This window comes from Cloacibacterium caeni, assembly GCF_907163105.1.
Lineage (GTDB): Bacteria > Bacteroidota > Bacteroidia > Flavobacteriales > Weeksellaceae > Cloacibacterium > Cloacibacterium caeni_A.
On sequence record NZ_OU015321.1, the window covers coordinates 1,758,782 to 1,772,494 of the forward strand.

Below are 13,713 nucleotides of genomic sequence, written 5' to 3' on the forward strand. Positions count from 1 at the left end.
ACTTTATTTAATAATTCTTAAGGATTTACAGAATCCAAAAACTGATGCACAGATTCTGAATTCCAATCTTTTGCCGCGTCTTCTTTCATCAAAATTCTACCATTTTGGCCCAAAATAAAGGTCGTAGGAAATACTTTTGGCAGCATTTTTTCAGAAAGTGGCGATGTCGCAAAATAAACCGGCGTAGTATAATTGTTATCTGCTAAGAATTTTTTCACTTTTTCTTCTTCATCTTGCATAGCAATCAGTACGAAAGCTACTTTGTCTTTTTTGGCGTCGTACAATTTTTGAATACTCGGATATTCTGCTCTACAAGGTGGACACCAACTTCCCCAAAAATTTAAGAAAACGACTTTGTCCTTAAAATCTGCCAAATTCGCATCTGGAACATTCACTCCTTTCAGTTGAATATTCATTTCCTCAGCCGTAAAAGTGACGTCTTTTTCTACTTTTTCTAAAGAAGGTTTCATCAAAATTTGTCGCTGAACAAACGCTCTAAAATCTGGAAACAGAAACATAGAAACTAGAAACACCGAAAGCAATAATGTGAGCCAATTTTTTCTTAAAAAGTTCATAATCAATTGTATATTTTTTCTCTCGCTGATTTAGCTAATTTGGCTAATTTTTCATCAGCTTGATCAGCAAAATCTGCGAGAATAACTATAATAGTTCTAAAATTTCTTGAATCGCGTCTTTACCTTTATTTTTAGCGTAATACACTTGTAAATCGTTATAAAACTCTTCACGAGGGTACGTTTCTGGATTCTCTTTGAATTTTTTCAACAATTCTGTTCCATATTGCGGTCTTGGTCCCCAAACATTTTTCACTTCAAAATTTTCATCTAAAATTAAAATTTTAGGAATAGATTGCGTTCCGTTCGTTAGGAATTGGTCAATTAAAGAAGTATCAGAATCACGGTAGAAAATTCTCACATCATTATGCCCTTCAAAAAATTTAGAAACTGCAGGAACGGTTGCGCTTGCATCTCCGCACCAAGGTTCTGAAATGATGAGAATTTTTCCTTTGAAATTTTTAGATTTTAAAACATTGAGTTGTTCTTCATCTATTTTGAAAGTTTTCAAAGTTCGGTTCATGCGTTGCAATCCTAGTTCATAATATTCATTATGTTCGTCTTCAGGATTTTGAACTTCAATTCTGCGTTCCGTTTCTTTAATATATTCGTCAAAAGTGACTGCGTTTTGCCAGTAATTTTTCATTTTTAAGTTTTAAATTTTTCTAATCTGATTCATCAAAAATAAGTCCGCAAGAACAAATGCTGCCAAATTTTCCACTACGGGAACTGCTCTTGGCAAAACACAAGGATCATGTCTTCCTTTTCCTTCTACAATCACTAAATTTCCGTCTTTATCTACACTTTCTTGAGGTCTAAGAATCGTAGCAATCGGTTTAAAGGCTACACGGAAATAAATATCCATTCCGTTTGAAATTCCACCTTGAATTCCGCCAGAAAGATTGGTTTTCGTAGTAAAATCTTCATTGAACAAATCATTATGCTCTTTTCCGGTCATCGTTGCTCCACAAAAACCGCTTCCGTACTCAAAACCTTTTGCAGCATTGATATTCATCATCGCTTTTGCCAATTCTGCCTGTAATTTTAGGAAAACGGGTTCACCAATTCCTACAGGAAGATTTTTGATAACACAAGTAATGGTTCCACCGATGGTATTTCCTTCTTTTTTGATTTCCTTGATTTTAGAAATCATCTTTTCGGCGGTTTCTTCATCTGGACAACGAACGTCATTGCTTTCGATTTTAGAAAAATCTAAATCCTGATAAGGTTTCATGCAAAAAATATCTCCCACCGAAGAAACATAAGCGTGAATTTCTACATTTTCGGGTAAAATATGTTTCGCCAAAGCTCCCGCTGCAACCCAATTGATAGTTTCTCGCGCAGAAGATTTTCCGCCACCTCTGTAATCACGAATTCCAAATTTTTGGTCATACGTAAAATCTGCATGAGAAGGTCTGTAGGCAGCGGCAATATGTTCGTAATCTTTCGATTTTTGATTTTCATTATAAATCACAAATCCAATCGGAGTTCCTGTAGATTTCCCCTCAAAAGTTCCTGAAAGAAATTGTACGGTATCACTTTCTTTTCTTTGGGTAACGATGGAACTTTGACCAGGTTTTCTGCGGTCAAGTTGATGCTGAATTTCTTCAAAATTAATTTCAATTCCTGCTGGAAAATTGGTGATAATTCCACCATAAGCTATTCCGTGACTTTCGCCAAAGGTAGAAAGCGTGAGAAAATTTCCTAAATTGTTCATAAAAGCAAAGTTAGTGAAAAGGTTCGAGTTGCGAGTTGCGAGTTGCGAGATTTTTGCAACGTAAGAACTCGTATCACGTAACTCGTATCAAAATTTAGAGATAATCTTTTTCAATTCTTCCTTTTCTTCGGGAGATAGTTTCTTCCAAACGAAACCATCTTGTATGTTCTCCGAGATTTTTTGTGGAAAAATTCCAGCCTCGTAATATTTTCTCACAGAATAAGGAGAAAGTGAAGGTTGAGGAGTGTCAAAACTCAAATCGTAATTCGGAACATTGAAGTCCAAATTTCCTATTTTGAAAGTTTGATAAGAATTGAGTTCAAAAACCGCCGGTTTATACAATTGCGTAACGGTAAAACCTTGCATATAATGTCCAAGTTTGAAAGTACGGACTTGAGATTGCAAAATTTTAGGAAAACTCATCAAAAACAAAACCAATACTGCGCCCAAACTAAAACTTAATAATGATATTTTTTCTTTTACTTTTAGACCAAACACCACTACAAATGCTACGAAAAAAACATCAATAAAAAATCTGAATTGTGCTGAAAAATAGAGCACAAAAATCGTTTTCAAAAGTATCGAAATCCACAATAAATAAAGCGTTTTTTGCTTTTTCTGAAAGGTAAAAATTGTGTAAATCACCATCAATAAAACAAAGGCAATATGTATATATTTTTTGTATGAATGGAGTGTGAACCAATGGTAAATGTAATCCCAAGTCGTGAATTGTTGAATCTCTGAAATTGTAAATTTCAAATCATAAGTTTTCAAAATAGCCACTTCTGAAGATTGTTTTAAAATCTCTGCATTGGGCGACCAAGAAACTCCAAAATCGAACATCTGAACTGGGAAAAAAGGATACCCAAAAACCCAAATATTTTTGAAAATATAAATTCCTAAAACAACAAGTCCTAATCCTAAAAATTTGAAATACTCTCTTTTGAAAAAAAACAAAAAAACAAAAATAGGCAACCACACCATCGTAGGTTTTATACTGAAAACAAAAGCCGAAAACGCAAAAAGTAGTTTAGCGTTTTGATTTCCTTTGAGAATTTCATTTAAAATAATGAGCGAAAGCGCAATTGCTGGTAAATCTGGACTAGGAGATTGTACGAACAATAAAAAAACAGGTGATAAACAGAGTAAAGTCCACGCTTTTTTTTCAAAAATATATAGAATAAAAGCAATTAAAAGAATTGCATTAATCCTTAGAAAACCATCTGCAAAACTAGAAAATCCTGCTTGAAAAATATGCCAAACCGACATTTGAGCATAGATTAAGTTAAGATTAGCCAAACCTTTGGTTAACCCTATTTCTTCGAGCCAATGAATACTCGGAACATAGTAGCCAAAATGATCTAAAATAAAAGGATAATAACTCGCCGAATAGATGATAAACAAAGATACTATAGCAATTTTCAAAAAATTATTTTTAGGAATTTTATAAAAATCTTCATAAGTTTTAAAATAAAAAAATGCCAAAATCCCTATTCCTAAACTTATACTTTCTACCCAAATATTCAGCGGAATAAAAAAGGCAAGAACTTGCCAAATCATTGCCAAGAAAAATATCCCTGAAATCAACTGAGCAGAAACTCCTGACCAGATTTTCCCGAAAAGCCTCTGAAAAATTTCGCCAATACCTGCTAAAACAGGAATAATAATGATAATGGAGAGTATAATGATTAACATTAAAGTAAAGATAATACTTTTTAAGAGCCAAGGAAAAAGTAAAAAGAAAAAAATATAGAATCTTAGAATAATTTCATAAAAAAATCCTAAAATTTTAAAATTTCAGGATTTTGAGGTACCTAGCGGATTCGAACCGCTGTAGATGGTGTTGCAGACCACTGCCTAGCCGCTCGGCCAAAGTACCATGTGTTTCGGAGTGCAAATATAGGGATTTTTCAGATTTTTAAAAATTTTAGAAATAGATTTTTTAAAAATTTTCTTCAAATTCTATACTTACGCCTTTCATTTCGCCTTTCATTGGCGGTTTTGTTTTGGTAATTTTTACTTTAACCTTCTGAACTTGAGCAAATTCTGATTTTATTTTTCTGATAATTCTTCCTGCTACATGTTCTAATAATTCTGAAGAAATTTTCATCTCAGCATGAATAATATCGTTGATTAAAGCATAGTTAATGGTATCATTCAAGTCATCTGTCTCATTAGCTTTGGTAATATCTGCTACAATCTCTGCATTCACAATGTAAAACGTTCCCAAAATTTTCTCTTCTGGCAAAACACCGTGATATGCGTAGATTTTAATATCTTCTAAAAGGATTTTAGAACTAATCAATTTTTGTTGGCAATTCATTTATTAATTTAATAGAGGGGCTTAAATTAGGGAGAACTTTTTTTATTTTATCAACATTTTCTTGAGTTACACCTATAAATTTCCATATTCTTCCACCATCATTTGATATAGCAATGATAGAATTCCTTGATAAAAACTTTCCATTTTTTGTTTTTACAACCATATTTTGTACAACAGCAGTTTGCAATTCTCCTTTATATTTTAATATTGGTGAAAAATCGGTATAGTAAAACCTATCAAAGAAAAATCCTGCTTTCTTATATTCTTCTAGAGACTTTAATGAATTTTTAATAAAATTCTCCTTTCCTCCATATAATTTAATTACATTTTGATGTAAATAATTAACTGAATTTTTAAAATCACTTTTTTGATTAAAACTTCCAAATTCATGTATCTGAATTTCTAAATTTTTCTCGATTTGAGATTTCTGTCCAAATAAACTATTCAATAAAAATAGAGAAAGAAATATTAATATTTGTTTCATTTTCAAATTACTTTATCGTTTTACTCAACTCAAGCATCGCTTCGATTGGTTTCAAAGCTTTTAAGCGAAGTTCTTCGTCCATAGTAATCTCTGGCAATTCGTATTTCATGCACAAATACAACTTTTCTAGTGTATTTCTCTTCATGAAGAAACATTCTGAACAGTTACAACTTTCGTCAAAAACCAAAGCCGGAATCAGTTCTTTATGAGGAGCACGCTTTTTCATTTCGTGAAGAATTCCTTCTTCTGTAGCGATGATAAACTTCTGACAATCATCTTTTTCTACATAATTTAGCAAAGCCGAAGTAGAACCAATAAAATGTGCCAATTCTAACACTGGAGTTTCAGATTCTGGGTGTGCAATTAATTTAGCGTCAGGATTTTCTGCCAATTGTTTTGCAATTCTTTCCATAGAAAATGCTTCGTGAACGATGCAACTTCCGTCCCACAAAATCATGTCTCTTCCCGTTTTTTTCATCAAATATCTTCCCAAATTTTTATCTGGTGCGAAAATAATCGGTTGATCTTTTGGCAATGCATTGATAATAGTTTCTGCATTAGAACTGGTCACAATAATATCAGATTCTGCCTTAGTTTCTGCATTACAATTGATATAAGTCGCCACCAAAGCTCCAGGATGCTGTTCACGCATTTTTCTAAGACCTTCTCCGCTGCAACCATCTGCAAGTGAACAACCTGCCAAAGTATCTGGAAGAACTACTTTTTTTGTAGGATTAAGGATTTTTGCCGCTTCTGCCATAAAATGCACCCCACAAAACGCTATCATATCTGCATCTGTATCTTTCGCAGCTCGGGCTAATTGTAAGGAATCTCCCAAGTAATCTGCAATATCTTGAATTTCTCCTGGCTGATAATAATGCGCCAAAATCACGGCATTTTTTTCTTTTTTGAGCTTTAAAATCGCATCAATTAAATCTTGACCTTGAGGAATTTGAATATCTTTCAAATCCAAAAATCCTTTTACTGGAAGGTTATTTTTTGCTATATCTAATGTTTTCTCCATAATGTAATCGTATTTGGTGTTGGTTTTATTCTTCAATAAAATTTCTTACAATTCGCTCAATTTCTTTCTGAGCGGTTTCTAAATCATCATTAATGATAATTTGGTCAAATTCTTCAGCATACGTCATTTCTTCTTTGGCTTTTGCCACTCTGGTTTTGATGGTTTCTAAATCATCTGTAGCTCTAGATATCAATCTTCGTTCCACTTCTTCTATAGAAGGCGGTGCAATAAAAATAGAAAGGGCATTTTCTCCGAAAATTTTCTTCAGATTTACGCCACCTTTTACATCTACATCGAAGATGACCACTTTTCCTTCTTGCCAAATTCTTTCCACTTCAGATTTTAAGGTTCCGTAGAATTTATCTTGATAAACTTCTTCGTATTCTACAAAAGCTTCTTCTGCAATAAGATTTTTAAATTCTTCTACCGAAAGAAAAAAATAGTCTTTCCCATGAATTTCCTCACCTCTCAATGCTCTGGTTGTAGCAGAAATGGAAAATTGAAGTTCAGGAAAAACACCTAAACAATATTTTACCAAAGTGGTTTTTCCACTTCCTGAAGGTGCTGAAAATATAATTACTTTGTTCATAAATATGTTGGATGCGGGAAGTTGGGAGCGGGAAGTTTACATCAAACATCCATCACCCAACATCCTACTTTTACAATACGTTTAACGTTTGTTCTTTAATTTTTTCTAAATCGTCTTTCATCATCACTACCAGTTTTTGGATTTCGTGGTGATTGGCTTTTGAACCTAATGTATTGATTTCTCTACCGATTTCTTGAGAGATAAATCCTAATTTTTTCCCATTGAAGGTTTCGTTTTGCATCACTTCAAGATAATATTTCAAGTGCTGTGTCAAACGTACTTTTTCTTCGGAAATGTCTAATTTTTCGGTGTAATAAGCCAGTTCTTGATAGAATCTGGTTTCATCTACATTCTCAAATTCTTTCAAAGTATTCTGATAACGTTCTTTTACTGCTACCATTCTCTCATCTTCGTAAGGAATGACTTTGAGAAGATTTTCTTCGATATTTTTAAGATTTTTAGCCAGTTCTTCGTGTAAAATTGCGCCTTCTGTCTTTCTGAAATCTACAAATTTTGCTAAAGCTTCTTTAATCAAATTTTCCAAAGATTTCCACTCCTCTTCATTTAATTCTGCGGGTTTTCCGTTTATTGCTTCTGGCATTCTGATGGCCATTTTCAGGTATTCAAACTCTTCTGTATTTGGAGAAATCTCACGCAGCTGATTCATGTATGCTTTTACAATGTCTTGGTTGATTTTTACATCATTGCAGTCATCGATGGTTTCGCAATTGATATAGCAATCTACTTTTCCTCTGAGAATGGTGTCATTTAACAATTTTCTTACTTCGAATTCTTTCTCTTTGTAACGAAGCGGAATTCTTAAATTCAAGTCAAATGATTTGCTGTTAAGCGATTTGAGTTCGATGCTAATTTTTTTTCCTTCAAAAATACCTTCGGCTCTTCCGAAGCCTGTCATTGATAAAATCATAATGTGTATATGTAAGCACAAAGATAAGAAAAGATGCTGAAAGTTAATTTTTTCTTAAAACTTAAAACCGCTAAGACTTCTCATTGTTAATAAGTCGATGAATTAGTCCCAAAAAATCCTTAAAAATTTCGTAAATTTGCCCCTTGATTAAATGGCGAATTTTAGTCGTCAGAAAGAAAATTTATTGCATGAAAAGATGGTATCTGTACCCTTTTTCCTTGGTTTATCATTTTGTTACTGCCCTCAGAAACAGAATGTACGATTGGGGAATTTTTTCTTCTACGAAATTTAAAACTCCTATGATTGGCGTAGGAAATTTATCTGTAGGTGGCAGTGGAAAGTCGCCTATGGTAATGTATTTGGCTGATTATCTTGCTAAAAATTTTAGAACAGGCGTTCTATCTCGTGGTTACGGAAGAAAAACCAAAGGTTATGGTATTGTAAATTACGATAGCAATTTTAAAATGGTGGGTGATGAAGCCATGCAACTCTTCGAAAGATTTAAAAACAGATTTGTCATTGGCGTTTGTGAAGATCGCGTTTTTGGGGCAAAAAAAATCATCGAAGACATGGATTTAGATGTACTTCTATTAGATGACAGCTACCAACACCGCAGAATAAAACCAGGTTTCAATATTCTTTTGACGGATTACAATGACCCGTATTTTAAAGATTTTGTTTTACCTGCAGGAAATCTTAGAGAGTCAAGACGTGGCGCAAAACGTGCTGACATCATTGTAGTAACCAAGTGTCCAGAAAATATTACCGAAGAAAAAAAACAATTCTATATTTCTAGAATTAAACCCAGATATTACCAAAAAGTGTTCTTCTCTACCATCAATTATGATGAAGAAATTTTTTGTTTTGACCCAAAATTGAAACTTCCAGATAACAACATGAGTTATTATGACATTCTCCTGATTACAGGAATTGCCAACCCCAAAACTTTTGTGGAAGAAGTAAAAAGATACAGTTCCAATGTAAAACACTTGCGATTCAAAGATCATCACAGTTTCACCACAGAAGACATTGCACTCATCAAAAAAGAATACGAAAAACTTGGAGAATATAAATTGATTTTGACCACAGAAAAAGATTATGTTCGCTTAAAAGGTTTCGATTATTTAAGAGAAAAATTATACTATTGGCCGATTAATGTAGAAATAGACCGCGAAGAAGAATTTAATCAAATCATTCAAGATTATGTTAGAAAAAATTAAACAAACCGCCGAATTCATCCAAAATATTATTCAAGAAACTCCTGATTTCGCCATCGTTTTGGGTTCTGGTTTAGGCAAATTACAAGAAGAAGTAGAGGCCATTCGCACTTTAGAATATCACGAAATTCCTAATTTTCCGCAAACTACAGTGGTAGGACACGGTGGAAAATTGATTTACGGGATTTTAGAAGGCAAAAAAGTATTGATGATGAGTGGTAGATTTCACTATTACGAAGGTCATTCTATGGAAACAGTAACTTTTCCTTTCAGAGTTTTTAAACTTTTGGGAATTCAGAATTTAATCGTTTCTAATGCTTCTGGAGGAGTAAATCCTAATTTCAGAGTTGCAGATATTATGATTATCGAAGACCATATCAATATGATGCCAGAACATCCGCTTCGTGGTAAAAATATTGATGAATTAGGGCCAAGATTCGTGGATATGAGCGAACCTTACAACCGAAAAATGATTGCAATAGCAGAAGAAACCGCTAAAAATCTAGAAATTAAAGTGCACAAAGGTTGTTATGTTGCACTTCAAGGTCCTACTTTCGAAACGCCTGCAGAATACGGAATGGTAAGAGCAATTGGTGGCGATGCAGTAGGAATGAGCACTGTTCCAGAAGTGATTGTAGCCAAACACATGGGAATGGATTGTTTCGGTATTTCTATCATTACGGATGTTGGCGGACCAGAAATCGCTTTCACCGTTTCTCACGAAGAAGTTTTACAAGCGGCTAATAAAGCAATGCCTAATGTGATTAAAATTGTAAAAGGCTTGGTGAAAAATTATCAATAAATGAATTTTGCTTCGCAGTGAATTTTCTGCAAGTGAATTTTTAAAATATTACGCTTCAATTTTTTTGGAGCGTTTTTTTATGAAAATTCTATAACGTTACTATAAAATTCTGTAAAAACTTAATGGCAGTCTTAGCCTAATTTTGCTTTAAAGTAAAAAAGGAAAAAAATGAATACGTTTAGATTAGTTGCCTTTAAAGTAGCCTATTTCCTTCTCAAGAGGAAAGATAACTATACCTAATCTAAATATTTTTCATAGGAAGCACCTCGATTTTCGAGGTGTTTTTTTGTTTGTAAATTTTTCAAAAATTTTTCATACATAATAAAATTATGTATATATTTGTAATGCATAATTTATATAGGTATGAAGAAAAACGCATTATATAAAGGAACTTTACAAAATATTATTCTGAAACTTCTCGCTTCAGAAGTAAAAATGTATGGTTATCAGTTGACGCAACGCGCTAAAGAACTTACAAAAGGAGAACTGGAAATGACAGAAGGTGCACTTTATCCTTTGTTACACAAATTAGAGAATGAAGGAGTTATTTATTCTGAAATGCAACAAGTAAATGGTAGAGATAGAAAATATTATTTACTGACCGAAAAAGGCAAAAAACAACAAGCCTTACAAGAAGAAGAAATGAAATCTTACCTATTTAATCTGAATGCAATTTTTAATATTTAAAAACAACAACCATGATTACCGAACAACAAGAATCAGAAATCCGCAATTATCTGCTTTCAAAAAAACTGCCGATTGATATTTTAATAGAAGTAAATGACCATTTTGTTTCTCAAATTAATGATTTACAAAGAGAAGAAAATTTAAGTTTTAAAGATGCTTTTGAGAAAACCAAAGAAAATTGGAAAGAAGAGTTAAAGACTACTGTTCCTTTTTATGTTCTTGCCAACAAAGACAAAGGAGCTATCACAAATTTTGAAAAAAAGATTAGAAAAATAGAAAACTATAATGTGTTAAAAACTTCTTTAGCTATTTCCTTTACTCAATTGTCTCTATTTTTCATATTATCAAATTTTTATGATGTAAAAAATTTAAGAACCTATTTTTTCATATTTTTCATTTTTCCCGTTTTAACTATCGTTTATAATTATATTTTCAATTCTTTTGCCTATAAAGAGAAATTTAAGGAAATTAGATTTTCTGTTTATCATTGGCGAATTTTCTTAATCTTTTCTTTAGGATATTTTGGTTTACAATACATAAAACCTTTTGATGAAGTCATTTCTAATATATATCAAAATAAGCTGGATTTTGAAACCATTACTAAACTTATTGTTTTTATCATTTTAGTAATTGGTTTCAATTATACCGGAGTTGCACAATTTAAATTTGCAAAAACAATGAAAAAAGTAAAACCTTTCTTAAAATATTTATAAAATGCTTTCAGAAACTCAACTCACAGAAATCCGCAATTATCTGCTCTCAAAAAAACTGCCAATTGATATTCTCATCGAAGTAAATGATCATATTGTTTCTCAAATTTCAGATTTGCAGAGAGAAGAAAATTTGAGTTTTGAAGAGGCTTTTTTAAAAGTAAAAACAAGATGGAATTTTGAATTTATTATGGTTAGAAAAAACTTTTTTTCTTCAAAAAAAATCCCAAAAATAATTTACGAAATCAATAAAACTCAAAATATTAATAACTTTAAAAAGAGTTTTTATATTGTTCTCTCTTTTATTGCTTTAGAATTCATTACAGCAAAACTTTTCCCAGAAAATATTTATCTTCTTATCTTGTCATTATTATTCATAGTAATAGCGATTTACCCTTTAAGAATGATATCTCTATACATAAAACAGCAAAGATTGCTTTTTGAAAACAGAAGAAAAAATCCGATTATCAATAATTTTATACATCCTTTGCTTTCATTTGTTATTGGTTTTTCTTTAGATCAAATGATGCATTATCCAAAAAATACCAAACATCTTATTTATGATTTTATAAATTTTGGAGCTGATGAAAAAGTAAGCACAGCAATGTTTGTTTCTAACCTATTTTTTGGAATAATAATTCTTACATTTTATGTTTATGCCTTTCTTTCACTTGAAAAAAATGTAAAAAAACTTGAAAAATATAACCAATTTGTTTTATAAAATGTTTACAGATTCTCAACTCTCAGAAATCCGAAATTATCTGCTCTCAAAAAAACTGCCGATTGATATTCTCATCGAAGTAAATGACCATTTTGTTTCTCAAATTAATGATTTGCAGAGAGAAGAAAATTTGAGTTTTGAAGAGGCTTTTGAGAAATCTAAATTAAGTTGGGACAAAGAATTGAAACCATACTGGAGAGGAAATTTAAATCTTGAGGATATTTCTGATTTTATGGTTAAAACTAAAAAGGAAATTGACAAGACTAATTTGTTTTTTGCATTAAAATTTTCAACTATTCCTACCCTTTTAATTTTTATCATTGCTTTCAATTTTAAAGCAGAAACTTTTGGATATTTAACCTTGTCAATAGTATTTGGATTGACGTTTTATACTTTAATAAAATATTTTTCAAATTACCAAGATTTCAAATTAGCTAAAAAATATAAAAAGTATGTTCTCACCTTACATCAACATTCTGTTTTTATTTTTGTAATTATTTTTTCTCCTTTAATGAATATTTACACAAGGTTAATAGATAATCCTGAGAAATATCAAAAAATCATCACCTTCCAAAGTGATAAACCAATTTTTATAGAAATAACATTTACCTTCATGTCAATTTACTTAATTATTTTTGGTGTATTCTATTCATTATCAGCTCAAAATAATTATTTAAAACAAATCGAAAAAGTAAAACCTTTTTTGAAATATTTATAATATTCTCAAACCTTAAAGGATTTAAAATCCTTTAAGGTTTCATTTTTATAATAATTTTCTAAAATCTCCAATTCCTTATCTTTGTGTATGCAAATTCCTCAGAGAAAAATCATACATGTAGATATGGATGCGTTTTACGCTTCTGTGGAACAGCACGATAATCCTGAACTGAAAGGAAAACCCATTGCAGTAGGCGGTGAACATAGAGGTGTAGTAGCCGCAGCAAGTTACGAAGCTAGAAAATTTGGCGTTCGTTCTGCCATGTCCAGCAAAATTGCCAAAGAAAAATGTCCGCATCTTATTTTTGTAAAGCCAAGATTTCATCGTTACAAAGAAATTTCACAGAAAATCAGAGAAATTTTTCATGAATATACCGATTTAGTAGAACCGCTTTCTCTAGACGAAGCCTATTTAGACGTTACCGAAAACAAGAAAAACATAGAATCTGCCAATGAAATAGCAAAAGAAATTCGTCAAAAAATTTTTGAAGAAACAGGGCTCACTGCTTCTGCAGGGATTTCGGTGAATAAATTTTTGGCCAAAGTAGCTTCGGATATCAATAAACCAAACGGACAAAAAACCATTCATCCCACTCAGATTTTAGACTTTTTAGAAGAACTTCCGATTGAAAAATTCTACGGAATAGGTAAAGTCACTGCCAATAAAATGTACAGTTTACAGATTTTCAAAGGCAAAGATTTAAAGGCAAAATCTATGGAAGAATTGGCAAGACTTTTCGGGAAATCTGGGATTTATTATTACAACGTGGTTCGTGGAATTCATCATGGAGAAGTAAAACCTCACCGAATTCAAAAAAGTGTAGGTGTAGAACATACTTTTTGGGATGACATCAACGAAGATGAAGAACTTTACCAAAAACTAAAATCACTAAGCGAAGAACTAGAATCTAGACTTTCGAAAAGAGAAATTAAGGGAAAAACTTTGACTTTAAAAATAAAATACAAGGATTTTTCTCAATACACTCGTAGCAAAACACAAGAAGTGTATTATGAAAACGCTGAAGATTTCTACGAAACTGCCCAAAAACTTTGGGAACTAAGACCTTATAATAAAGCCATCAGATTGCTTGGTTTATCACTTTCTAACCTAAACACAGAAGAGAAAAAACAAATTTCTGTACAACTCAAAATTCCTTTTGAAGAATTCGAAAACGAATAATTATAAAATAATTCCCTGAAAACCTGTAAATTAATTTACGCT

General features: G+C 31.8%; 16 protein-coding genes and 1 tRNA gene. 7 read left to right on the forward strand and 10 right to left on the reverse strand.

The features are described from left to right. Positions 1-17 precede the first annotated feature (17 nt). The 10 genes from KKQ76_RS08095 to KKQ76_RS08140 form a co-directional block, all read right to left on the reverse strand. Positions 18-575, reverse strand: coding sequence for a TlpA family protein disulfide reductase (locus KKQ76_RS08095; protein WP_213196701.1), 558 nt, complete (start codon positions 573-575; stop codon positions 18-20). Between the two features lie 85 nt (positions 576-660). Beyond that, complete coding sequence (locus KKQ76_RS08100) at positions 661-1,218, reverse strand: thioredoxin family protein (RefSeq protein WP_213196702.1); 558 nt, start codon at positions 1,216-1,218, stop codon at positions 661-663. A 9-nt stretch (positions 1,219-1,227) separates the two neighbouring features. Next, positions 1,228-2,289, reverse strand: a complete 1,062-nt coding sequence (gene aroC / locus KKQ76_RS08105) for a chorismate synthase (RefSeq protein WP_213196703.1) — start codon at positions 2,287-2,289, stop codon at positions 1,228-1,230. An 87-nt stretch (positions 2,290-2,376) separates the two neighbouring features. After that, positions 2,377-3,984: an LIC_10190 family membrane protein gene (locus KKQ76_RS08110; protein WP_213196704.1), complete on the reverse strand. Its 1,608-nt coding sequence runs from the start codon at positions 3,982-3,984 to the stop codon at positions 2,377-2,379. 113 nt (positions 3,985-4,097) lie between these two features. After that, a tRNA-Cys gene (locus tag KKQ76_RS08115) sits at positions 4,098-4,168 on the reverse strand. Positions 4,169-4,231: 63 nt separating this feature from the next. Continuing rightward, positions 4,232-4,591 (reverse strand): dihydroneopterin aldolase, encoded by a 360-nt coding sequence (folB, locus tag KKQ76_RS08120; RefSeq protein WP_213197498.1) that lies wholly within the window; start codon positions 4,589-4,591, stop codon positions 4,232-4,234. Beyond that, complete coding sequence (locus KKQ76_RS08125; protein WP_213196705.1) at positions 4,587-5,096, reverse strand: hypothetical protein; 510 nt, start codon at positions 5,094-5,096, stop codon at positions 4,587-4,589. Before KKQ76_RS08125 ends, folB begins: the two co-directional genes overlap by 5 nt. A 7-nt stretch (positions 5,097-5,103) precedes the next feature. Next, complete coding sequence (gene nadA, locus KKQ76_RS08130) at positions 5,104-6,120, reverse strand: quinolinate synthase NadA (protein ID WP_213196706.1); 1,017 nt, start codon at positions 6,118-6,120, stop codon at positions 5,104-5,106. Between the two features lie 25 nt (positions 6,121-6,145). Beyond that, positions 6,146-6,709 carry a guanylate kinase gene (gmk, locus tag KKQ76_RS08135; RefSeq protein ID WP_213196707.1) on the reverse strand — a complete coding sequence of 188 codons (564 nt, stop codon included), beginning with the start codon at positions 6,707-6,709 and terminating at the stop codon, positions 6,146-6,148. 70 nt (positions 6,710-6,779) lie between these two features. Next, positions 6,780-7,637 (reverse strand): YicC/YloC family endoribonuclease, encoded by an 858-nt coding sequence (locus KKQ76_RS08140; protein ID WP_246501368.1) that lies wholly within the window; start codon positions 7,635-7,637, stop codon positions 6,780-6,782. A 188-nt stretch (positions 7,638-7,825) separates the two neighbouring features. On the opposite strand from KKQ76_RS08140, the gene lpxK reads away from it, so the two are divergent. From lpxK to dinB, 7 genes are all read left to right on the forward strand, one after another. Then, positions 7,826-8,857, forward strand: coding sequence for a tetraacyldisaccharide 4'-kinase (lpxK, locus tag KKQ76_RS08145; RefSeq protein ID WP_213196708.1), 1,032 nt, complete (start codon positions 7,826-7,828; stop codon positions 8,855-8,857). Further along, the gene (locus KKQ76_RS08150) at positions 8,841-9,656 is read left to right on the forward strand and encodes a purine-nucleoside phosphorylase (protein WP_213196709.1); all 816 of its coding nucleotides are present in this window, start codon (positions 8,841-8,843) and stop codon (positions 9,654-9,656) included. The genes lpxK and KKQ76_RS08150 overlap by 17 nt, the downstream gene beginning before the upstream one ends. Positions 9,657-10,019: 363 nt before the next feature. Continuing rightward, the gene (locus tag KKQ76_RS08155; RefSeq protein WP_069799540.1) at positions 10,020-10,343 is read left to right on the forward strand and encodes a PadR family transcriptional regulator; all 324 of its coding nucleotides are present in this window, start codon (positions 10,020-10,022) and stop codon (positions 10,341-10,343) included. An 11-nt stretch (positions 10,344-10,354) separates the two neighbouring features. Beyond that, a complete protein-coding gene (locus tag KKQ76_RS08160) occupies positions 10,355-11,056 on the forward strand; it encodes a hypothetical protein (protein WP_213196710.1) in 702 nt (233 codons plus the stop codon). Between the two features lie 112 nt (positions 11,057-11,168). Further along, on the forward strand, positions 11,169-11,774 hold the full coding sequence (locus tag KKQ76_RS08165; protein WP_213189791.1) for a hypothetical protein: 606 nt from the start codon (positions 11,169-11,171) through the stop codon (positions 11,772-11,774). A gap of 1 nt (position 11,775) precedes the next feature. Then, positions 11,776-12,492 carry a hypothetical protein gene (locus KKQ76_RS08170; protein ID WP_213196711.1) on the forward strand — a complete coding sequence of 239 codons (717 nt, stop codon included), beginning with the start codon at positions 11,776-11,778 and terminating at the stop codon, positions 12,490-12,492. Positions 12,493-12,579: 87 nt separating this feature from the next. After that, entirely contained in the window at positions 12,580-13,671 is a 1,092-nt protein-coding gene (gene dinB, locus KKQ76_RS08175; protein WP_213196712.1) for a DNA polymerase IV, read from the forward strand. Positions 13,672-13,713 lie beyond the last annotated feature (42 nt).

Excerpts from the sequence above, each read along its gene's own strand:
- aroC (WP_213196703.1), bottom strand. The coding sequence starts at position 2,289 with ATGAACAATTTAGGAAATTTTCTCACGCTTTCTACCTTTGGCGAAAGT.
- KKQ76_RS08095 (WP_213196701.1), bottom strand. The coding sequence starts at position 575 with ATGAACTTTTTAAGAAAAAATTGGCTCACATTATTGCTTTCGGTGTTT.
- gmk (WP_213196707.1), bottom strand. The coding sequence starts at position 6,709 with ATGAACAAAGTAATTATATTTTCAGCACCTTCAGGAAGTGGAAAAACC.
- KKQ76_RS08160 (WP_213196710.1), top strand. The coding sequence starts at position 10,355 with ATGATTACCGAACAACAAGAATCAGAAATCCGCAATTATCTGCTTTCA.
- nadA (WP_213196706.1), bottom strand. The coding sequence starts at position 6,120 with ATGGAGAAAACATTAGATATAGCAAAAAATAACCTTCCAGTAAAAGGA.
- KKQ76_RS08155 (WP_069799540.1), top strand. The coding sequence starts at position 10,020 with ATGAAGAAAAACGCATTATATAAAGGAACTTTACAAAATATTATTCTG.
- KKQ76_RS08110 (WP_213196704.1), bottom strand. The coding sequence starts at position 3,984 with ATGTTAATCATTATACTCTCCATTATCATTATTATTCCTGTTTTAGCA.
- KKQ76_RS08150 (WP_213196709.1), top strand. The coding sequence starts at position 8,841 with ATGTTAGAAAAAATTAAACAAACCGCCGAATTCATCCAAAATATTATT.
- KKQ76_RS08100 (WP_213196702.1), bottom strand. The coding sequence starts at position 1,218 with ATGAAAAATTACTGGCAAAACGCAGTCACTTTTGACGAATATATTAAA.
- dinB (WP_213196712.1), top strand. The coding sequence starts at position 12,580 with ATGCAAATTCCTCAGAGAAAAATCATACATGTAGATATGGATGCGTTT.
- KKQ76_RS08170 (WP_213196711.1), top strand. The coding sequence starts at position 11,776 with ATGTTTACAGATTCTCAACTCTCAGAAATCCGAAATTATCTGCTCTCA.
- KKQ76_RS08140 (WP_246501368.1), bottom strand. The coding sequence starts at position 7,637 with ATGATTTTATCAATGACAGGCTTCGGAAGAGCCGAAGGTATTTTTGAA.
- lpxK (WP_213196708.1), top strand. The coding sequence starts at position 7,826 with ATGAAAAGATGGTATCTGTACCCTTTTTCCTTGGTTTATCATTTTGTT.
- KKQ76_RS08125 (WP_213196705.1), bottom strand. The coding sequence starts at position 5,096 with ATGAAACAAATATTAATATTTCTTTCTCTATTTTTATTGAATAGTTTA.